The organism is Desulfuromonas carbonis (assembly GCF_054658035.1).
In genome coordinates, this window is the sequence record NZ_BAAHXR010000003.1 from 1,312,057 (window position 1) to 1,332,968 (window position 20,912).

Genomic DNA, 20,912 nt, shown 5'->3' on the forward strand with positions numbered 1-20,912 from the left:
ACATGCGGGTCATCTTGTTGGTAAATACGCAGCGACGGCGGCAGATGTGACAGTTCGATGGTCTTTTTGCCGATCGTCACATCCGGACGTTCTGCTGCGTATAGTCTTAAAAGGGGAGAGCGGGGGAGAGCGGGAATTGTGACCGATGAAGAGTTGATGCAGGCCTATGCCCGGGGAGAACAGGCGGCCTTTGATCAATTGTACGCCCGGCATAAATGCCGAGTGATGGGCTATCTGTTGAAGCGGTCAGGCGATCGGACTGCGGCCGAAGACGTTTTTCAGGCCGTATTTCTGAAACTGCACCGCAGCCGCGACAACTACCGGGATGAGCTGCCGTTTCTCCCCTGGCTGTTTACCATCGTGCGCACTGCCCTGATCGATGCCGCGCGGCGGGAGCAAACCCGCAGCGCACGCATCGTGCTGGATGGTGAGCAGGTTGCGGCAGCCGTTGCCGACCACGTGCCGGACCCGGCGCCTCTGCACGAGGCGCTGCCCGCGCTCGCCACGCTCAGCCCGGATCAGCGCCGGGTGTTGGAACTGCGCTTCGGCCAGGGGTTCAGTTTTACCGAGATCGCCGAGCAGCTCGAACTGTCGCCGGCCAATGCCCGGAAGCTGGCCAGCCGCGCCCTTGGCAGGCTGCGCCGGTTACTGGGTGGCAAGGAGATGACTCATGACCCGTCATGACGAAGACCAGATATACCGGGAGTTTCACGATTTCGAAACGACAGGACCGATAACGCCCGGCCCGGCACTCGATGAGGCTGTCAGCGCGCGGATCGGCAGGGAGATGCGGCGGCAAACCTGGCAGACCGGTCTGAAAATGACCCTGGCCCAGATCGCCACGGGGCTGGCCACCCTGACCGTCTGCCCGCAGTTCGGTCTCGGCCTGGGCGGCCATCTCTCTTTGCACGCCGGACATGCCGGTGCCCCGGCGCTGTTCTTCTACCTGTTCTGCGGCCTGCTGTTCGTCAGTTGCGGTGGGATTCTGTGCGGTCTGCTGCTGCGGCGCACCGAGCTGGCCTGGGCCAGGCGATTCAGTACCACCTTTTTCCTCGGTTACGCTGCGATCGCCTATTTTATGCTGGTGATGCTGGGCAGCGAAGCGTTCGTCGTCGCCTCCCTGGCCTGGATTCCCGGCGCCGCCCTCGGCAATCTGGCCGGATTCGCCCTGACTCGCACCCTGCGCCAGCGCCTGGCCTGAAGCATTCCTGCCTGGTTGCGCCCTCAGCTCAAGGTGAAAAAGAACGTCGCCCCCTGCCCCAGCTTCCCTTTGGCCCAGACCCGCCCCCCGTGCCGCTGCACGATTTTCTGCACGGTCGCCAGGCCGATGCCGGTCCCCGCAAACCCGCTGGCATTGTTCAGGCGCTGGAACGGTTGAAACAGTTTGCCGGCCTCGTGCATGTCGAAGCCGATACCGTTGTCCCGGACGAAAAAGACCTGTTTGCCGGAACGCTCTTCGACGCCGAATTCAACGCGCGGGGCCGATTGCTCGCGGGTGTATTTCCAGGCATTCTCCAGCAAGTTGCTCAGCACCGGGCGCAGCAGTTGCGTATCGCCCTGCACCAGCACCTGATCCGGTGCGATGAACTCGACGCGGCGCTCCTCGGGGTCGGTGTCGGCGCAATCGGCGGCCACCTCGCGGGCCAGCGCCGCCAGATCGACCGTCTCCAGAGCCAGCTCCTTGCGGGTGCTCTTCGTCAAGACCATGATGGCTTCGATCAACCGGTCCATCTGTTCGCTGCCGGCGCAGATGGTCGTGAGCAGGAACTGACCATCCTCATCCACGCTGGCTGCATAGTTCTCCCGCAGGATCTCCGCCGCCGACGCGATCTTGGCCAGCGGCGTGCGCAGGTCGTGGCTGAGCGAGTAGCCGAACGCTTCCAACTCCTGGTTGGCCGCCGCCAGTTCGCTGGCCCGCTGCTGCAGGGAGGTCTGCATCTTCTGCATCTCGTCCTGTAACCGGTTGAGATCGGTCGCCAGCTCACCGATTTCGTCGCGGGTATCGATCTGCAGGCGGGCTTTGCTGTCCCAGGATTGGGTGACGTTCCGGATGTGCTGGTGCAGGGACTGAAACAGGTTGAGGCTTTTGCGCATGGAGAGATAGAGCAGGGCGTTGCCGACCACGAGGATGGCGACAAATCCTGCCAGGCTCGACACCACCCCGCGCCAGAGGGCGTCGTGCAACAGGGTGATGTTGCGCTGTGTCACCAGCACGCCGGCGGTTTGGTCAAAGGCGTCCCGGACCGGTCCGACGCCGATCAGATACTCTTGCCCGGCGAGGCGCGAAGGCTCGACGGCAAAACTTTCCAGGCCCCGACCGAGCAGGCCGTTCAAGCGGTCAGCGAGCAGGAGGAAGGTTTCCCGGTTGGTCGGGTAGAGCAGACTGAAGTCGCCCTCGGCATCGGGGCGCAGGGCCGAATCGTACGACTCAAGGTAGCTGGCAGGCAGGAACAGGCCGAAATCGTTGCCGGTGATGTGCTTCATCTGCTCGAAAATGTGATCGATCTCTTCGGCCACCTCCAGATAGCCGATATGGGTGCCGTGCAGATAGATCGGGGTGACGCAGCGCAGGGAGAAAAAATTGCGTCCCATTTCCAGGCCGTGAGCCGTCGAGCGGGTCGCCGCGGCGCGCAGGTAGGTCGCCCGCTCCAGCCTGTCGCCAAACTGCTCCGGCCTGTGGGCGCGCAGGAAGACCTCGCCGTCAAGGGAGATGAAGTACATGTGGGTGATGTGATGCTGGCTTTTGAGCTCGGTGAAAACCGGCTGTACGGCCGCCAGCAGGGCGGAACGATCGCCCCGGGCGAACGGTTCGAGCAGCGGTTCCAGGCGGCTCAGCCCCGTCAGGGCGCGGCGCAGACCGTCGGCATCGGATTGCAGGATGGTTTCGAACAGGTGATGGTCGTGAATGGCCAGGTCGCTGAAGCGATGCCGCAGCTGCCGAACCTGGTTCTGGTAGGAATAGCCGCCCAGAACCAGCGCGCTGAGGAGCATGATGACGGTTGCCGCGAGGATCAAACGCCCCTTGATGCTCATGAAAATGGTCATCTACGTCCCCGATTATCGCATCGTGAAGAGCGGGCCATCTACCAGCGAGTCGTTGATCGGCATGTACTTCTGCAGCCCTGGTCGTCGCCTTGGGCAACAAAATCGCCAAACCATCACTGATATGTATCGCAAATTGGATGCCATGTCTTCTCCATATCCGTTTTCTTCGGGGAAAACAGGGTTTTTTCCCAGCAGCGCGTGATCGGCACTGTTCGGTAATCGGCGCGCTCCGGAGACTTTGGTACTATTCTGGTAAAGAGAATCACGCCAAACCACCAAACTGGTTCCCAAAAGCTGGTGACCAGAAGGAGTCGGCATGGAAGCGGGGATCGAGGTCAGGAATATCCGCAAGACATTCGGTTCTTTTTGCGCACTGGACAACGTCAGCCTGGTGGTGCCTGCCGGCAAGCTCATGGCGCTGCTCGGCCCCTCGGGCTCGGGCAAGACCACCCTGTTGCGGATCATCGCCGGGCTGGAGGCCGCGGATGCGGGGAGCATTTTTCTGCAGGGGGAGGATGTCACCGGAGTGCCGGTGCGCAAGCGCCGCATCGGGTTCGTCTTCCAGCACTATGCGCTGTTCCGCAACATGCGGGTCTTCGATAACGTCGCCTTCGGCCTGAAGGTTCAGAAACGCCGGGAACGGCTCAGCCGGGCTGAGATCCGCGACCGGGTGTTCGATCTGCTGCGCCTGGTCCAGCTAGAGGACCTCTCGGCACGCTACCCTTCGCAGCTCTCCGGCGGTCAACGGCAACGCATTGCCCTGGCCAGGACTCTGGCGACCGACCCCAAGGTGCTCCTCCTGGACGAACCCTTCGGCGCCCTCGACGCCAAGGTGCGCCAGGAGTTGCGGCGCTGGCTGGTGCGGCTGCATGACGAGCTGCACATCACCAGCCTGTTCGTCACCCACGACCAGGTCGAGGCGTTGGAGGTCGCCGACCAGGTGGTGATCATGAACGAGGGACGGATCGAGCAGACCGGCACACCGGAACAGATCTACAACCAGCCGGCTACGCCATTCGTCTACAACTTTCTCGGCCACGTCAACGTCTTTCACGGGGTAGTCCAGGCCGGACTGGTCCGGATCGGCAATGTCGAGGTCTGTTTTCCGGAATTGCGCAAAAGCCGGAACCGTCCCGTTGTGGCTTTCGTCCGCCCCCAGGATCTGGCGGTCAGCGATCAGCAGGAGAGCCCGGGGGAAGTCGAGGCCAGGGTGGTCCACCTCCATTCGGCTGGGCCGACCGCCCTGGTCGAGCTGGAAAGTGCCGACGGCAAGGAGTTGCTGGAAGCCGAGATGCCGCCGGAGCGTCTGCGGCTGCTGAACCTGCGGGAAGGTGACCGGGTGTTCGTCAGGCCGCTCAAGATGCAGGTTTTCGAGGAAAATGAAGACCCTGCACAAACGATTTAAGCCTCTCCAGTCGGGTCTCTGCGAGGGTGTAAAAAAGATCCTGATTAGCCCTAATTCTCAGCTGAGGGGCGAGAGCACCTTGGGCATCCAATATGTAGGGGCCCCATTGTTCAATTCATCGCTACGGCTTGGGCTCTTGTAGGGGCGATCCGCATCAAGCTGAGAATCGGACCTAATCAGGAAAAAAGATTGTGTAAATGGCCATTCAGGGGTACACCGGGACCCCACCCTCTAAGGAGCCCCCATGGCCATCGAAAAAGATCTGCTGGACCGTCTGCTTGCCGACTACAAGAAGCCCGAAGACCTGATCGGCGAAACCGGCTTGCTTAAACAGCTCACCAAGGCCCTTCTGGAACGAGCTTTGGAAGCGGAATTGACCCAACACCTGGGGCACGAGAAGCATGCTCCCGTGGCCACGAAAGGCGGCAATGCCCGCAATGGCAAGTCGGCCAAAACCATCAAGGGCGAATTCGGCAAACTGCCGATCGAGGTTCCGCGTGACCGGGACAGCAGCTTCGAGCCGCTCATCATTCCCAAGGGCCAGACCCGCTTCGCCGGCTTCGACGGCAAGATCATCTCCCTCTACGCCCGGGGGATGACGACCCGGGAGATCCAGGGGCATCTGGAAGAGATTTATGGCGTCGAGGTCTCTCCCGCCCTCATTTCCAGCGTGACCGATGCCGTCGCGGACGAGGTCAAGATCTGGCAGAACCGACCGCTCGACGCCCTCTATCCCATCGTCTATATGGACGCGGTCCGGGTCAAGGTGCGAGACAACGGCCACGTCAGCAATAAAGCGGTCTACCTGGCCCTGGGCGTCACCCTGGACGGCATCAAGGAGGTCCTGGGCATGTGGGTGGCCGAGAACGAGGGCGCCAAGTTCTGGCTACAGGTGGTGACCGAGTTGAAAAACCGGGGTGTCGAAGACATCTTCATCGCCTGCGTGGACGGGCTCAAAGGTTTCCCCGAGGCCATCGAAGCAGTCTTTCCTCGCACCCAGGTCCAGCTCTGCCTCGTTCACATGGTGCGCCATTCTCTCCGCTACGTCTCATGGAAACAGCGCAAGGAAGTGGCGGCCGATCTGAAGTCCATTTACCAGGCCGCGACGGCCGAGCAGGCCGAAATGAACCTGACGGAGTTCGAAGCGAAGTGGGATAAAACCCACCCCTCCATCGGCCAGTCCTGGCGGCGCAACTGGGAGAGAATCACCCCGTTTTTCGCCTACCCGGCGGAGATTCGCAAGGTGATCTACACCACCAATGCGATCGAATCGCTGAACATGTCGCTGCGCAAGGTCACCAAGAACCGGGGCTCATTCCCCAACGATGCAGCCATGTTCAAACTGCTCTACCTGGCGCTGAATAATATCGCCAAGAAATGGACCCTGCCGATTCGGGACTGGAAGGCCGCCCTCAACCGGTTCTCCATCTTGTTCGAAGGCAGGTTGCCGGTTTACTGACGACAAAAACCCAAGCCATTTACACAAACTGATTTACACCGCCGTCTCTGCCAGCTCTTTGCGAAGCCTTGAAACCTCTACTACCAAATCCGACACGGACCGGTTACCAAAAGAAATTTGCCCTTTGCTACGATACTTTTTGATCCAGTTGCGCAACGTCTGCTGCGACACGCTTAATCGACGACTGACCTTTGCAACCGTCAGTCCACCATTTACAACCAGGCTGACAGCCTCCTGCCTAAATTCATCTGAATAAAACGGCCTCGGTATACACCCAAGCGACACCATCCTATTAACCTCTCAGGCTAATAGGATGGTGTCCACTTTTTCCAGCCTACCTCAATCCTCGCCCAAGAAGTTCTATCAGATACTCTGCCACACCACTGAAAAGCTTCCACCCTTGCCAGATTCTTCCAGAATTCAACTCTGTTTCCGATCCAGACCCCGGTACTGAATCGCCTCGGCGAGGTGCGGCTGACGGATGGTGTCGCTGCCGGCGAGATCGGCGATGGTGCGGGCGACCTTGAGGATGCGGGTGTAGCTGCGCGCCGAGAGCCCCATCCGCTCGGTGACCAGTTCGAGGAGCTTCTGGCCGGCGTCATCGAGGGGGCAGAACTTGCGGATGTGGCGGGCGGCCATGCGGGCGTTGGCGTGCAGGCCGAAGGGGGCGAGGCGCTCACGCTGGACTTCCCGGGCGGTTTCGATGCGGGCGCGGATGGCGCTGCTGCTCTCGCCGTCGACGGGGTCGGCGAGGTCCTTGTGGGGGACGCGCGGCACCTCGACATGGAGATCGATGCGGTCGAGGAGCGGGCCGGAGAGGCGCCGCCGATAGCGCTGCACCACCAGCGGCGTGCAGTTGCAGGGATGCTGCGGGTCGCCGAGAAAGCCGCAGGGGCAGGGGTTCATGGCGGCGACAAGCATGAAGCTGGCGGGGAAGGTGAGGCTCATCGCCGCGCGACTGATCGCCACCTGGCCGTCTTCGAGGGGCTGGCGCAGCATTTCCAGGACGTTCTTCTTGAATTCGGGAAGTTCGTCGAGGAAGAGGACACCGTTGTGGGCGAGGGAGACTTCGCCGGGTTTGGGGATGGTGCCGCCGCCGATCAGGCCGGCGTCGGAGATGGTGTGGTGGGGAGAACGAAAGGGACGGGCGGCGACCAGGGCGGTGCGGTCGGCGAGGAGCCCGGCGACGGAGTGGATTTTGGTCGTCTCCAGGGCTTCGTCAAAGGCTTGGGCCGGCAAAATTCCCGGCACGCGGCGGGCGAGCATAGTCTTGCCGCTGCCGGGCGGACCGACCATCAGCAGGTTATGGGCGCCGGCTGCGGCGACCTCGAGGGCGCGCTTGACGTGCTGCTGGCCGCGCACCTCGGCGAAGTCCTCATGCTCGCAGCGGGCGGCGGCGAAGAGGTCGAGCACCTCGACCCGGCAAGGTTCCAGCTCCCGCTCGCTGGAGAGAAAGGCGACCACCTCGCCGAGGTCGCGGACACCGTAGACGGGGAGGCCGTCGACGATGGCCCCTTCCGGGGCGTTGTCGAGGGGGAGAATCAGCCCGTCGATCCCCCAGCGGCGGGCGGCGACGGCGATCGGCAGGGTGCCGCGCACCGGCTTGACGCGGCCGTCGAGGGAGAGTTCGCCGAGGTAGAGGTAGCGCCCCGGGCGGGGTTTGCGGATGGCGCCGCTGGCGATCAGCAGGCCGATTGCCATTGGCAGGTCGAAGGCGGTGCCGTCCTTGCGGATGTCGGCCGGGGCGAGGTTGATGGTAATGCGGCGGGCCGGGAAGTCGTAGCCGGAGTTCTTGATTGCCGACTTGACGCGGTCCTTGCTCTCCTTGACCGCCCCTTCGGGGAGGCCGACGGTGGCGAACTGGGGCAGGCCCTGGGCGATGTCAACCTCGACGTCGACGGCATAGGCATCGATACCGAGGAGCGCCCCGGAAAGAATGGTAGCCAGCATAGGTTCCCCCTCCTGCTGTGGCCGCAGCGTGCGGCTGTCCCGGCAGTTCTAACAAAAAAAACAGGGACTGGCAAGCTGTGGAGCGGTCGATCACAGCCTGTCGCTGGCAGCCGGACGTCAAGCGGAAAAATTGCTGCTATGCTCCTAAGGAATCGAAGGCCAGCGGATATGTCCCAACAGCAGCGGCGCGTGACCTGATCACGACCAGACCGGGAGCAAAGCGATGATCGTAGGCATCCTGAAAGAGATCAAAAGCGAGGAGAACCGGGTCAGCATGACCCCCGCGGGGGTCGAGGTGATGAGGGGGCAGGGACACCAGGTATTGGTCGAACAAGGTGCCGGCGTCGGCAGCGGCTTTGCCGACGCGGCTTACCGGGAGGCCGGCGCCGAAATCGCCCCGGGGCCGGAGGAGGTCTTCGCCCGCGCCGGGATGGTGATGCATGTCAAGGAGCCGCAGCCGGCGGAGTACGACCTGATCCGGCCGGGGCAGGTGATCTTCACCTACTTTCACTTTGCCGCTTCCGAGCCCCTGACCGCGGCGATGCTCAAGACCGGGGCGACCTGCATCGCCTATGAAACGATTGAGCAGGCGGACGGGAGCCTGCCGCTACTGATGCCGATGAGTGAAGTGGCGGGGCGGATGGCGGCGCAGCAGGGGGCGAAGTACCTTGAGCGCGCCCAGGGCGGGCGTGGCATCCTGCTCGGCGGAGTCCCCGGCGTCGCACCGGCGACGGTGCTGATTCTCGGCGGCGGCGTGGTCGGTACCCACGCGGCGCAGATGGCCTGCGGCCTCGGCGCCAGGGTCTACCTGCTCGACCTGAATCTCGATCGCTTGCGGCACCTGGCGGAGGTAATGCCGAAGAACTGTTTTCCGCTGATGTCGTCGCCGGTGACGATCCGGGAACTGGTGCAGGAGGCGGACGTGGTGATCGGGGCGGTCCTGCTGCACGGGGCGAAGGCGCCGAAGCTGGTGAGCCGGGAAATGCTGATAACGATGAAGCCGGGGGCGGTGCTGGTCGATGTCGCCATCGATCAGGGGGGGTGCTTCGAGACCTCGCGACCAACCACCCACAAGTCGCCGATTTATGAGGTGGACGGGGTGGTCCATTACTGCGTGGCGAATATGCCGGGGGCGGTGCCGCTGACCTCGACCGTGGCGCTGACCAACGCCACTCTCCCCTATGCCGTGCGGATTGCCACCCAGGGCTGGAAACGGGTCGCGCGCCAGGATGCCGGCATCAGGGCCGGGTTCAACGTCGTCAACGGCCTGGTCACCTACCGGGGGGTGGCCGAGGCCTTCGCCCTCGACTATGTCCCGGTCGAGGAGGCGCTGAAGTCGTTTACCTGATCAGGCTTCGAGGTCGTCGAGGTATTTTTCGGCCATGATCGCCGCCACCGCGCCGTCGCCGACGGCGGTGGCGATCTGCTTGAGCATCTTCTTGCGGACGTCGCCGGCCGCGAAGACGCCGGGCATCGAGGTGCGGCAGTCGGCGTCGGTGAGGATGTAGCCGTCGGCATCGAGCTGCAGGACATCGGCCAGAAAGTGGGCTTTCGGGGTCACGCCGACGGCGATGAAAAGGCCTTCGATGGCGAGGGTTTCCGCCGCGCTGCCGTCGGGATGGCTGAGCAGGGCCTGCTTGAGGCCGGAAGCGTCCCCTTCGACCTTCTGTACATTGCGCTCCCAGAGGATCTCGATCTTGGGGTTGGCGGCGAGACGCTCCTGCAGCACCTTGGTGGCCCGCAGCTCGCGGCGGCGATGGATGATAGAGACCTTGCTGGCAAAACGGGTCAGAAAGAGCGCCTCTTCGGCGGCAGTGTCGCCACCTCCGACGATCGCCACCGGCACGTTGCGAAAGAAGGCGCCGTCGCAGGTGGCGCAGTAGGAGACGCCGCGGCCGGTCAGTTCCTGTTCGCCGGGGATGCCGAGTTTGCGCGGTTCGGCGCCGGTGGTGATGATCACGCTGCGCGCCCGGAGCGGCTCCCCATCAATGGTCACCAGCTTTACGGCGCCCTGGTCGACGAGGTTTTCGACCTCGCCGGTGCGCACCTCGAGGCCGAACTCCTGGCAATGCTCCTGGAAACGCAGCATCAGGTCGGGGCCGTCGATGCCGCCGGGAAAGCCGGGATAGTTCTCGACCTTGGTGGTGGTCATCACCTGGCCGCCCATGATCATCCGCTCGACCAGCAGCGTGTGCAGCTTGGCTCGGGAGGTGTAGAGCCCCGCGGTCAGCCCGGCCGGGCCACCGCCAATGATGACGACGTCGTAGAGGGTATCTTTCAAGGGATGCTCCAAAAATTGTGATTAATGGACAAAAAACTGAGAAAGACTATCATACGACCTATCAAAAGTGAATAAAGTTTGCCTGTAAAACGGGGCCATTTACTTCTATCCAATTGAAAGGCCTGATAAGGGAAGAAGTAGATTCGCGTGCTGATTGCCACCCCCATCCTCCCCGGGGCCTCTATCTCCAGGAAGCCACCCGCCTGATCTATTACAACTAAAGAGTGATTTCGGCAACGCGATCTGAAACTTTCAACACGGAGGAACAACTCCCTGGTGATGCCAAGGGGCTGTTTTCTTTTGGGGAATCCTGAGAAAAATGTTACTCTGTCCAACGCGAAGTTGGTTTGTCTTTTCATGTGGTTAGGGGGAATCATGGCCATTCCGAATTACCAGACCCTGATGTTGCCGCTGCTCTCTTTCGCTGCCGACGGGCAAGAACACTCGGTCCGCGAGGCACGGGAGCATCTCGCCGCCGATCTGGGTCTCTCCGACGAAGAGCGCGCGGAGCTGCTCCCCAGCGGCCGGCAGTCGGTGTTCGACAACCGGGTTGCCTGGGCCAAGACCTACCTCCAGCGAGCAGGGCTACTCAGTGCCCCGCGCCGCGCCCACTTCCAGATCACCGACCGGGGCCGACAGGTTCTGGCCGAGAATCCCGCCTCCATCGACACCAAGCTGCTCGATCGTTTTCCCGAGTTCGTGGAGTTTCGCGCCTCCGGCAGGAAAAATGGCGATGAGGCAGCGGTAGCCACTGGCGAGAGCTGCGAGACGGCGACGCCGGAGGAGATGCTGGAGTCGGCCCACCAGCGGATTCGCGGGGATTTGGCCACTGAGTTGCTGAGGAGGGTCAAAGCTGAGCCACCCGCGTTCTTCGAACGGCTTGTGGTCGAACTGCTGGTCCGCATGGGCTACGGCGGTTCCCGCAAGGAGGCAGGCAGGGCTCTCGGCAGAAGCGGCGACGAGGGGATTGACGGCATCATCAACGAGGATCGGCTCGGGCTCGATACCATTTATCTCCAGGCCAAGCGCTGGGACGGGACGGTGGGAAGACCTGAGATCCAGAAGTTTGTCGGCGCCCTGCACGGCAAGCGTGCCCGCAAGGGCGTCTTCATCACCACCAGCGGCTACTCGGCCGAGGCCCGGGACTACGTGGCCCACCTCGACCCCAAGGTGGTACTGATCGACGGGGCAGAACTGGCCGAGTTGATGATTGACTTTGGGCTCGGGGTAACGACGACGGCGACCTACGAGATCAAGCGGGTTGATTCGGATTATTTCGGAGAAGAGTGATCTTTTCCTGAGACGAAGAATACTGCAGGAATTTGCCCATGAGTCTTATCAAGTCAAAAAAACGTGTTGCCGATCACGGAGAGGTATTCACCCCCGCGTGGATGGTCGATGCCATGCTTGATCTCGTTAAGGGCGAGTCCGAGCGCATTGACTCGCGTTTTCTGGAGCCGGCGTGCGGGAGCGGGAATTTCCTTGTCCGGGTCCTGCAGCGCAAGCTCGCTGCGGTCGAGCTCAAGTTCGGAAAGTCCGACTTTGAAAAGCGGTACTACGCACTTCTCGCAGTGATGTGTACCTACGGCATTGAACTCTTGGCAGATAACATCGCCGAGTGCCGCGCGAACATGCTGGAGATCTTCGCCGGCTACCTGGATATTGACGAGTCGGATGATCTCTATAGAGCCGCTTTCTATGTTCTTTCGCAGAACCTCATTCACGGTGACGCTTTGACGATGCGCACCAAGGACGACCAACCGATTACGTTTGCGGAATGGGGCTACCTCGGCAAGGGCAGGTTTCAGCGGCGCGATTTTCGCCTGGACACCCTCTCTCAGATGTCGGCGCTCAGTGAGGAGGGCTCACTCTTCGCGCATCTCGGCAAGCACGAAATTTTCAAGCCGGCCAGTACCTACCCGCCGATGTCGGTGAGTGAACTGGCCGCCAATTTAACATGAGGGGGCTTGGTCATGCATTCTGACCTTCCGTCTATGCCACCGGCCCTGCTCGAGGATATCCGCGTCATTCTGCAGCAGGCTCGCGGCAAGGCCTATGCGGCCGCCAATGCTGCCATGGTGGATGCCTGCTGGCATATCGGTCGCCGTATCGTTGAAGAGGAGCAGGGCGGAGCCAGCCGCGCCGAATACGGCAGCCAGCTTATCCGCCATCTTGCTCGCGCACTCGGCGAGGAACTCGGCAATGGGATGTCTGTCGCCAATCTCAGAAATTTCAGGCAGTTCTACCTGACCTTTCCTGACGCCGGAAATCGCTACGCAATGCGTAGCGAATTGAGCTGGACTCAGTGGCGCCTGTTCATGCGGGTCGAAAACCAGCAGGAAGCGGACGACAAACCATGAACACCCAGGCCAGTTTCTCTCTCCGCGGGCGCAACCCTGACGTACTGACCTGCATCGCCAACCTCTCGAACGACGAGGTGTTCACGCCACCCGAGTTCGCGGGCAGGATGCTGGACACTCTCGCCGAGGCGTGGGCAGCCAACAACAACGGTGCCAACCTCTGGGCGGACAGTTCGGTGCGGTTCCTCGATCCATTTACAAAGTCGGGGGTGTTCCTGCGGGAGATCACCAGCCGTCTCACCCAAGGGCTGGCGACAGAGATTCCGAACCTTGCAGAGCGTGTCGACCACATCCTGACCAGGCAGGTCTTCGGTATCGGCATCACGCATCTCACCAGTCTGCTGGCCCGGCGCAGCGTCTATTGCTCGAAGTATGCGAATGGCGAACATTCTATCGCCAAGTCCTTCGCCAGCGACCAGGGCAACATCTGGTTTGAGCGCGTTGAGCATTCGTGGAACGGCGGGAAGTGCAAGTACTGTGGCGCAAGCCAGAAGACCCTCGACCGTGGTGAAGGCCTCGAAACCCACGCTTATGCGTTGATACACACCGACGACATCAAGACTCGGGTCGCCGAGTTATTTGGAGGAGATATGCAATTTGACGTAATCATCGGTAACCCACCCTACCAACTCGGCGATGGCGGCGGTGGTGGCGGTGCGTCTGCGACCCCAATTTATAACCTGTTTGTTGAGGCAGCGCTGTCACTTGAGCCGCGCTTTGCCGTGATGATCACGCCGTCGCGATGGTTCTCTGGCGGGAAGGGTCTGGACGAATTTCGAGACCGGATGCTGAGAGACTGCCGTTTCGTGAAGCTCGTTGATTTTCCGCAGTTGTACGACGTGTTTCCGGGCGTGAAGATTCGTGGCGGAATTTCATACTGGTTGTGGGGTCGCGATCACGATGGTGGGTGTGAGGTCGTAACCATGATTGGGAACGAAGTCGTAGGCAAAGCCGCTGTGCGGAAGCTTGATGCCTACGACGTGCTCGTACGACGCAACGAGGCTGTACGTATTCTCGACAAGGTTGCCTGCTTTCGTGTCGACGGCCAGCCGGAACCTAGCCTGGGCAATCACGTCTCAGCAAGGAAGCCCTTTGGTCTCACAAATCAACGCGGTAAGGCGACACCGACGGGGGTCAAAAAACCGGTCTTGGTGTACGGAAACCAGCACACGTCCTACCTAGAGCGTTCTGCAATCACCAGCAACGTCGGTTGGGTTGACAAGTGGAAAGTCTTGTTGGTCAAAGCGCATGGAACGAGTGGCCGCGATGACGTGACTATTCTCGGCGAGCCTGTAGTCGCAGGACCAGGGACGGCGTGTACTGAAACCTATCTGGTGATTGGCGTATGTAAAACCGAAACTGAGGCTCGAAACCTAGCTGCGTACATGCGAACGCGATTTGTGAGGTTCCTCGTGTCGTTACGGAAGATCACGCAGAACATCACGCGTGATTCATACAAGTTCGTTCCTCTGCTACCTATGAATCGCCTCTGGACCGATGAAGACCTGTATAAGCGCTACGGCATCACGACGGATCAGATAACGTTTATTGAGTCTTTGATAGCAGCGCGCCCCAGTGATGAGTCACGTGGCTCTAGCGATGAAGACGATGAGTAAGCCTACCATCGATCAAATTCTTGCGCCCAAGCCAGAAGCCCGGCCGCGCATCTACGCCTATTCGATAGATGACCAGGCGCACAAGGGCCTCCTCAAGGTGGGTCAAACCACACGCGACGTCAAGCAGCGCATCGCCGAACAGGTCAAGACCGCTGCCATCAAAAACTACAAGATCGAACTGGACGAATCCGCCGAGCGCGACGACGGAACGCTCTTCTCCGATCACCAGGTGCGCGCGGCCCTGGCCAAAAAGGGCTTCGAAAATACCGAGCTGGAGTGGGTGCGCTGCTCGGTGGCCAATGTCAAGACCGTGCTCACCGAACTCCGCACCGGCCAGCAAATCACCGGAACCCATCACGAGACCTTCCCGATGCGCCGGGAGCAGGTCGAGGCCGTGGACAAGACCCACGCCTACTTTCATTCGATCTGGGCTGAGGACATGCACGCAGTTCCACGCTTTCTCTGGAACGCGAAGATGCGCTTCGGCAAGACCTTCACGACCTACCAGCTGGCCAGAAAGCTCGGGGCCAAGCGGGTTCTGGTCTTAACCTTCAAACCGGCCGTAGAGGATGCGTGGCAGTCGGATCTTGAGAGTCATGTCGACTTCGACGGCTGGCAGTACCTTTCGCGCTCGTCCGGTAGCGATCCAACACAGATTAACAGCAGGAAACCGGTCGTTTATTTCGGTTCCTTCCAGGACCTGCTTGGTCGTGACAAGGTGGGCAACATCAAGGCGAAGAACGAATGGCTCCACGCCGTGAATTGGGATCTTGTGGTGTTCGACGAGTACCACTTCGGGGCCTGGCGCGAGACCGCCAAGGAGCTGTTCGAAGGCGAGGAGGATGCCAAAAAGGAAGCCAGGATTGAATACGCAGACGGCCTGGAGGAGATGAACGAAGACCTCACCGTCCTCTCGGAGAAGGAAACCGAGTTCCTGCCCATCACTACCAAGGCTTATCTGTACCTCTCCGGCACCCCGTTCAAAGCGCTGGCGACCGGCGAGTTCATCGAAGAGCAGATTTTCAACTGGACTTACACCGACGAGCAGCGTGCCAAGGAGGAGTTCGCTGCCCGGAACCCGGACCAGCGCAACCCCTACGGTGCGTTGCCGCAGATGCGGCTGCTGACCTATCAGATGCCGGATGAACTTCTCGCCATCGCGAGTGGCGGCGAGTTTGACGAGTTTGATCTCAACGCCTTCTTCGAAGCCTCGGGCACGGGTAAAGAGGCTCAGTTCAAGCACAAGAGCGATGTACAAAAGTGGCTGGACATTATCCGTGGGGGTTACGCGGCCAAATCGGTTGAACACCTAAAGACGGGCACGCGGCCACCCTTTCCCTATTCGGATGTGCGCTTGCTGCCTTACCTGCAACACTCGCTCTGGTTCCTGCCCAACGTTGCGGCCTGTCATGCAATGGCAAACCTGCTGGCCGAGAAACACAATGTTTTCTGGCATGACTATACAGTGGCCGTTGCCGCAGGGGCCTCGGCGGGTATCGGGCTGGAAGCCTTGCCTCCCGTGCGCAAAGCCATCGGGTCTGGTTTTGAGACCAAGACCATCACGCTCTCGTGTGGCAAGCTCACCACCGGTGTCACCGTGGCACAATGGTCCTCAATCCTGATGCTGCGCAACCTGAAGTCACCCGAGACCTACTTTCAAGCCGCATTCAGAGTACAGTCGCCCTGGTCGATCAAGAACCCCAACGGAGACAATCCGAACGAAGAGGAAATCCTCAAGCCTGTCTGCTTCGTATTCGATTTTGCGCCTACTCGCGCACTGCGGCAACTGTCCGAATACGGGATCGGACTCTCGCCCAACGAACCGAACCCGGAGAACGCGGTAAAGGATCTTGTCTCCTTTTTGCCCGTGCTCGCCTACGACGGCGCCAATATGACGCAGATCGACGCGGGCGGCATTCTCGATATCGCCATGTCTGGCACCTCGGCCACACTGCTGGCACGCAAGTGGGAGTCGGCGCTGCTGGTTAACGTGGACAACCTAACTCTGCGCCGCGTCCTCGACAACCCCGAAGCCATGGCCGCTGTCGAGCGAATCGAAGGTTGGCGCTCGCTCGGTGATAACATTATCGAGACGATCATCAACAAAAGCGACAAGGTCAAGGACCTCAAGAAGAAGGCCAAGGACGGCGAGCTGACGGCAAAGGAGAAGAAGGAGCTGACTGCAGAGGAGAAAGAGTACAAGTCCAAGCGCAAGCTCGTTCAGGAGAAGCTGATCAAGTTCGCGACGCGCATCCCGGCCTTCATGTACCTGACCGACTTCCGCGAGAACACCCTGCAGGATGTCATTACCAAGCTCGAACCGGATTTGTTTCTGACCGTGACCGGCCTGACAGTGAAGGACTTCCATTTGCTCGTGCGCCTGAAAGTATTCAACACTGAGCAGATGAACCAGGCCGTCTTTGCCTTCCGTCGCTACGAAGACGCCTCACTCCGCTATACAGGGATCGAGAGCCATGAAGGGCTTCGCCATTACGGGCTTTACGACACTGTGGTGGCGAAGGAGTGAGTGCACAGCGTAACGCAAAAAAACAACTGTTATGATAGGACAATGATCGATATGAACCCAGCACAGAAAATCATCATCAACATCGACGAACAATTCCCCCAGTTGTCGCAGGCCCCCGTGATCGAGGCGGTCATGGATATTCGGGCGCACGCCAGTCAGCCCTTCGAGGAAGAGGCGGTGCGACAGTCTCTCGAACCACGACTCACAGGCTTTCGTTTTCTGGATTCACATCGGGAATTCCAGCATGAAGTGAGAATTGCGGCGGGAAGCACCCCCGATCAATGTGTACGCGATCTGGGGTGGAAAGGTCTGCGTTTTCAGTCCGAAGATCAAAAGAAGATTGTGCAATTCAACCGGGATGGATTTGTTGCCAGCCTTCTGGAACCTTACCCGGACTGGACCACTTTCGCCGAAGAAGGCTTCGACCTCTGGCGGATTTTTTGCGACATCGCCCGTCCTGTCGAAATTAACCGGTTGGGGTTACGTTATATCAATCGCATCGAATTGCCACTCGATAACCCAAGGTTGAGCGCCTATGTAAAGAATCCGCCCCAGCCACCTGAAGGGCTGAATCTGCCTTACATGGGCTTTATGCACCATGAAACCTTTGCCGTACCTGGCCATGCTTACGCCATCAATTTTATTCGCACAATTCAGCCGGCTGACCCTGACACGGGCAGAGGACCGGGTTTGATCCTTGACATTGATGTGTTTACCACGCAGGGAGTCGCCTTGCCGACGGATGAACTCGCTCGCTGCTTTGCAGAAATGCGCTGGTTGAAAAATAAGATCTTTTTTGGCACAATCACCGAGGAAACCTGGGAGAACTTGCGATGAGCTATGCCATGACACTGCCCGCTACCCGTTACGCTGGTGCCTTGACCGGGTCATCGAGAGCATCCAGCGAAACGTCTCTCTTCATCACTCAGAAGTCTGAAGAGGGCCTCAGGTTGCTGAAAAGCTCCTTGACTTTCGGTTGGCTGGGGAAAAAGACCGACGATGAGCTTTGGCTCCAATTTGTGGAATGTCGCGAGGCCAACTGGGATGGTCATGGGGCTGAGCCTGTGGCCGACGAGACCTATCAGCTTGCGGCTCAGTTTCTCAAGGCCCTGCCGCTGGCAACGGTAATGCCCGATATTGGCGCCGAAGCAGACGGGCAGTTGACGATGGAATGGTATCGGACTCCACAACGGACCCTTTCGATCAGTATCAGCCCCGAGGGGGAGCTCCACTACGCGGCTCTGATCGGCGGTAGCAAGGCTTACGGTACCGAACTCTTCTTTGGTGAGATTCCCGAAGCCATCCTGAACCTGATCCATCGCGTTATGGCCCGATGAAAGGTATTGAACCCATGCCGCCGGTTGCCGATGACGAGCCATTGTCACGCTTCGTGCTGCACAGATCGCACTTCCGCCATGATCAGACCTTGAAGGCCGATCCATTCATTCCCCACCCCCATGCGGATCTCTCCGTGACCAGGCATCTGGGCCTTGACGATAATGCTCTCTGGGACATTGCCGAAAATGTTGCCCGGCAGACCGGAAAAACTCTTTACGGCAGAGCAGAGAATCATGCTGACACATACCAGGTTCATCAACTCGCTGTGGTTGCTGCACCGGTTCCAGGCAATCGGAATCATGCCAATGTGACGGGCTGGCCCTCGGGAAAACCCGCACAGAAGATGATCGCCTTGCAGATTGCCTCCAATTCCCGCTTCGTCTCTCGCTGACCTTGAAAAATTCGGAAAGTCAGTCTTGTCTTCAAAACCATCCCCACCTAAGATGACTTATGGCTAGTGAAAATTCACACCCTTCGCACGAGCACCTCGACCAGAGCATCAGCCGCGGCTTTCTCTTCGCCATCGTCCTGACCGCGGTGACCCTGGTGGCCGAGGTGATCGGCGGTTTCTGGACCAATTCGCTGGCGCTGCTCTCCGATGCCGCCCATGTCTTCATGGACCTGCTGGCGCTGGTCCTGTCGCTGGCCGCCATCTACCTCGCCGGCAAGCCGGCGAGCGATCGCCGCACCTACGGCTGGCACCGCGCCGAAATCTTCGCCTCCCTCATCAATGGCGCCACCCTGATCCTGATCGCCGGCGGCATTCTGCACGAGTCCTGGCTCCGTTTTCAACACCCGGAAGCGGTGAAGAGCAAGGAGATGTTCATTATCGCGATCATTGGCCTGGTGATGAACCTGGTGGCGGCAACACGTCTGCATGGGCACAGCCACGACGACCTCAATGTGCGCAGCGCCTTTCTCCATGTGATCGGCGATGCCATCGCCTCGGTCGGAGTAATCCTCGGCGGCCTGGTGATGCTCTACACCGGCTGGTACGTGGTCGATGCCCTGATTTCCGCGGCGATCGCCCTGATCATCGGCTGGGGGTCGATCCGCCTGCTGCGGGAGGCGGGGCATATCCTCCTGGAAGGGGTGCCGGCCCATGTCGAGGTCGACGACGTGGTCGCCAAGATGCGGGCCGTGGAGGGGGTCAACGACATTCACCACCTCCACGTCTGGTCGATCTGCTCCCACATCTCGGCGCTCTCCGCCCATATCGACATTGAACCGGATTTTCGCCTGCGCCAGGGGGAAATCATCGGCACCATCGAACAGATGCTGGAGCATGATTACCACATCACCCACACCACCCTGCAGGGGGAGTGTTCCCGCTGCCTCACCGGCCCGGTCATCCAGCAGCTGCAGCATCGGCAGCGGCACGATCATCACCACGATCATGGCGGCCATGACCATGACCACCTCCATTGAGCCCTGACGATGAGTAAATCCCTGAAGTTTCTCCTCTGGGCCCTGGTCTTTTTCGGCCTGCTGCTGGCAACGGACCAGCTGCTGCTGCGGGTGCCGATGGAGCAGCCGGCCCTCGCCTCAGTGCGCTCTTTCTATCTCGATTTCCGGGGCCGCCTGCTGCGGCTTGCCGGCCACGCGCCGCCGGCGACCATCGACCAGCTGATCGATCAGGCGGTGCAGCACCCGGCCCCCGTCACCCCCCCGGCCCGGCCGGCAACCACGTCGCAGCCAGCGGCGCCGGCTCAGGGCAAACCGGAGGCCGCTGCCACACCGCGCTACCTCTGGGTCGATGCTGCCGGCGACCTGCAGTTTGCCGATCGTCGCGAGGATATCCCGGAGCGCTACCGCGGCGAAGCCCGGCCGCTGGAGCGCTGAAACAAAACCGGCAGGCCGCATGGCCTGCCGGTTCACATGGTACGGGTGCGAAGGATTTCAGGGGAGGGTGCCGTAGATTTCCGGGCGGCGGTCCTTGAAGCACTGAATCTGGGCACGGTAGGTGGCCATTTCGGCGAAGTCGAAGAGGGCGCAGAGTTCGGCCGCGCTTTCGCCGGCCTCGGCCAGGATTTCGCCGCGGGCTGACAGGAGCAGGCTCATACCGAAGAAGTCAAGCTTCCCCTGGATTCCGCAGCAATTGGCGGCGGCGACAAAGAGCTGATTCTCGATCGCCCGCGCCCGCAACAGGGTGCGCCAGTGCTCCTGACGGGGTTTCGGCCACTCGGCGGGGATACAGAGGATTTCGGCCCCTTCGAGAGCGAGCTTGCGGAAGAATTCCGGGAAACGCAGGTCGTAGCAGATCGCCACCCCGAGGCGGCCGACGGAGGTCGGTACCACCTTCAGCTGGTCGCCGGCGGCGAGGAAACGGTCTTCGCCCATGGTGGAGAAGAGATGCAGCTTGCGGTAGCTGGCAAGATCGACTCCGCGATCGATGACGTAGGCGGTGTTGTAAATCCTGCCGTCGCTCTTTTCCGGCAGGCTGCCGACGATGACCATGCCGTGGCGGGCGGAAAATTCACGCAGCGCCGCGCGGACCCGGGGGGTCTCTTCCGCCAGTTGGGAAAGGCGTTTGTAGTCGTAGCCACTGCTCCACATTTCCGGCAGGACTGCCAGTTGGGCGCCGCGGGCCTGGACCCGTTCCAGCCCGGCCAGGGCTTTGCCGAGATTGGCCTCCACCCCCCCGAGGGTGATGTTGAATTGAACGGCCGCCGCACAGATTTTGCGATTCATGGAAAAATGCCTCCCGTAAAAACATGGTTTTAAAAAATTCACGTGGCCGGAGCGGCCCCGTGAAGGTCTCATTATAGGGCTGTTGCCTTGACAGTACAAGGGCCCTTGGCCGTCCGCTTTCCCTTGACACTGTCAAGAGGCCGATGGTAAAAAACAAGGCGTTCTATTGTTTTGGCCCTAGGCTATCCGGTCGTCGACCCGGGCAGGTCCGACCGGATTTTAACATGCCCGCGACCCGCA

The 20,912-nt window shown here is 60.5% G+C and carries 20 protein-coding genes; 15 read left to right on the forward strand and 5 right to left on the reverse strand.

Annotated elements, in window-relative coordinates; all coding sequences use genetic code 11:
• Nucleotides 1-138 precede the first annotated feature (138 nt).
• A complete protein-coding gene (locus ACYQ8E_RS13015; RefSeq protein WP_066722899.1) occupies nucleotides 139-684 on the forward strand; it encodes an RNA polymerase sigma factor in 546 nt (181 codons plus the stop codon).
• Nucleotides 671-1,201 (forward strand): hypothetical protein, encoded by a 531-nt coding sequence (locus tag ACYQ8E_RS13020; protein WP_066722901.1) that lies wholly within the window; start codon nucleotides 671-673, stop codon nucleotides 1,199-1,201. The genes ACYQ8E_RS13015 and ACYQ8E_RS13020 overlap by 14 nt, the downstream gene beginning before the upstream one ends.
• Nucleotides 1,202-1,224: 23 nt before the next feature.
• On the opposite strand, the gene ACYQ8E_RS13025 is transcribed toward ACYQ8E_RS13020, so the two are convergent.
• Nucleotides 1,225-3,045: a sensor histidine kinase gene (locus ACYQ8E_RS13025; RefSeq protein ID WP_066722903.1), complete on the reverse strand. Its 1,821-nt coding sequence runs from the start codon at nucleotides 3,043-3,045 to the stop codon at nucleotides 1,225-1,227.
• 316 nt (nucleotides 3,046-3,361) lie between these two features.
• On the opposite strand from ACYQ8E_RS13025, the gene ACYQ8E_RS13030 reads away from it, so the two are divergent.
• Together ACYQ8E_RS13030 and ACYQ8E_RS13035 are read left to right on the forward strand one after the other, a co-directional pair.
• Nucleotides 3,362-4,450 carry a sulfate/molybdate ABC transporter ATP-binding protein gene (locus ACYQ8E_RS13030; protein WP_066722910.1) on the forward strand — a complete coding sequence of 363 codons (1,089 nt, stop codon included), beginning with the start codon at nucleotides 3,362-3,364 and terminating at the stop codon, nucleotides 4,448-4,450.
• 244 nt (nucleotides 4,451-4,694) lie between these two features.
• Entirely contained in the window at nucleotides 4,695-5,909 is a 1,215-nt protein-coding gene (locus tag ACYQ8E_RS13035) for an IS256 family transposase (protein WP_066722912.1), read from the forward strand.
• A gap of 33 nt (nucleotides 5,910-5,942) precedes the next feature.
• Here the strand turns inward: ACYQ8E_RS13035 and ACYQ8E_RS13040 are convergent, their stop codons facing one another.
• Complete coding sequence (locus ACYQ8E_RS13040) at nucleotides 5,943-6,197, reverse strand: transposase (protein ID WP_082820101.1); 255 nt, start codon at nucleotides 6,195-6,197, stop codon at nucleotides 5,943-5,945.
• A gap of 132 nt (nucleotides 6,198-6,329) precedes the next feature.
• On the reverse strand, nucleotides 6,330-7,859 hold the full coding sequence (locus ACYQ8E_RS13045; protein ID WP_459861066.1) for a YifB family Mg chelatase-like AAA ATPase: 1,530 nt from the start codon (nucleotides 7,857-7,859) through the stop codon (nucleotides 6,330-6,332).
• Nucleotides 7,860-8,082: 223 nt separating this feature from the next.
• Here ACYQ8E_RS13045 and ald point away from each other — a divergent pair, with 223 nt between their 5' ends.
• The gene (gene ald, locus ACYQ8E_RS13050; RefSeq protein ID WP_459861067.1) at nucleotides 8,083-9,207 is read left to right on the forward strand and encodes an alanine dehydrogenase; all 1,125 of its coding nucleotides are present in this window, start codon (nucleotides 8,083-8,085) and stop codon (nucleotides 9,205-9,207) included.
• Here ald and trxB read toward each other — a convergent pair whose 3' ends face one another.
• Nucleotides 9,208-10,140 (reverse strand): thioredoxin-disulfide reductase, encoded by a 933-nt coding sequence (trxB, locus tag ACYQ8E_RS13055; protein WP_459861068.1) that lies wholly within the window; start codon nucleotides 10,138-10,140, stop codon nucleotides 9,208-9,210.
• Nucleotides 10,141-10,515: 375 nt separating this feature from the next.
• Here trxB and ACYQ8E_RS13060 point away from each other — a divergent pair, with 375 nt between their 5' ends.
• From ACYQ8E_RS13060 to ACYQ8E_RS13105, 10 genes are read left to right on the forward strand one after another with little or no spacing between them, the layout of a single operon-like run.
• Nucleotides 10,516-11,430 (forward strand): restriction endonuclease, encoded by a 915-nt coding sequence (locus ACYQ8E_RS13060; RefSeq protein ID WP_459861069.1) that lies wholly within the window; start codon nucleotides 10,516-10,518, stop codon nucleotides 11,428-11,430.
• A gap of 38 nt (nucleotides 11,431-11,468) precedes the next feature.
• The gene (locus ACYQ8E_RS13065; RefSeq protein WP_459861070.1) at nucleotides 11,469-12,101 is read left to right on the forward strand and encodes an N-6 DNA methylase; all 633 of its coding nucleotides are present in this window, start codon (nucleotides 11,469-11,471) and stop codon (nucleotides 12,099-12,101) included.
• A gap of 12 nt (nucleotides 12,102-12,113) precedes the next feature.
• Nucleotides 12,114-12,500: a DUF1016 N-terminal domain-containing protein gene (locus ACYQ8E_RS13070; RefSeq protein ID WP_459861071.1), complete on the forward strand. Its 387-nt coding sequence runs from the start codon at nucleotides 12,114-12,116 to the stop codon at nucleotides 12,498-12,500.
• The gene (locus ACYQ8E_RS13075) at nucleotides 12,497-14,116 is read left to right on the forward strand and encodes an Eco57I restriction-modification methylase domain-containing protein (RefSeq protein WP_459861072.1); all 1,620 of its coding nucleotides are present in this window, start codon (nucleotides 12,497-12,499) and stop codon (nucleotides 14,114-14,116) included. Before ACYQ8E_RS13070 ends, ACYQ8E_RS13075 begins: the two co-directional genes overlap by 4 nt.
• Complete coding sequence (locus ACYQ8E_RS13080; RefSeq protein WP_459861589.1) at nucleotides 14,109-16,643, forward strand: GIY-YIG nuclease family protein; 2,535 nt, start codon at nucleotides 14,109-14,111, stop codon at nucleotides 16,641-16,643. The genes ACYQ8E_RS13075 and ACYQ8E_RS13080 overlap by 8 nt, the downstream gene beginning before the upstream one ends.
• 42 nt (nucleotides 16,644-16,685) lie before the next feature.
• Nucleotides 16,686-17,480, forward strand: a complete 795-nt coding sequence (locus tag ACYQ8E_RS13085; protein ID WP_459861073.1) for a TIGR04255 family protein — start codon at nucleotides 16,686-16,688, stop codon at nucleotides 17,478-17,480.
• Nucleotides 17,477-17,980 (forward strand): hypothetical protein, encoded by a 504-nt coding sequence (locus tag ACYQ8E_RS13090; RefSeq protein WP_459861074.1) that lies wholly within the window; start codon nucleotides 17,477-17,479, stop codon nucleotides 17,978-17,980. Before ACYQ8E_RS13085 ends, ACYQ8E_RS13090 begins: the two co-directional genes overlap by 4 nt.
• Nucleotides 17,977-18,372, forward strand: coding sequence for a hypothetical protein (locus ACYQ8E_RS13095; protein WP_459861075.1), 396 nt, complete (start codon nucleotides 17,977-17,979; stop codon nucleotides 18,370-18,372). Before ACYQ8E_RS13090 ends, ACYQ8E_RS13095 begins: the two co-directional genes overlap by 4 nt.
• A gap of 59 nt (nucleotides 18,373-18,431) precedes the next feature.
• The gene (locus ACYQ8E_RS13100) at nucleotides 18,432-19,409 is read left to right on the forward strand and encodes a cation diffusion facilitator family transporter (RefSeq protein ID WP_459861076.1); all 978 of its coding nucleotides are present in this window, start codon (nucleotides 18,432-18,434) and stop codon (nucleotides 19,407-19,409) included.
• A gap of 9 nt (nucleotides 19,410-19,418) precedes the next feature.
• Complete coding sequence (locus ACYQ8E_RS13105; protein ID WP_066723426.1) at nucleotides 19,419-19,823, forward strand: hypothetical protein; 405 nt, start codon at nucleotides 19,419-19,421, stop codon at nucleotides 19,821-19,823.
• A 57-nt stretch (nucleotides 19,824-19,880) separates the two neighbouring features.
• Here the strand turns inward: ACYQ8E_RS13105 and ACYQ8E_RS13110 are convergent, their stop codons facing one another.
• The gene (locus tag ACYQ8E_RS13110; protein ID WP_066723428.1) at nucleotides 19,881-20,672 is read right to left on the reverse strand and encodes a carbon-nitrogen family hydrolase; all 792 of its coding nucleotides are present in this window, start codon (nucleotides 20,670-20,672) and stop codon (nucleotides 19,881-19,883) included.
• Between the last annotated feature and the right edge of the window lie 240 nt (nucleotides 20,673-20,912).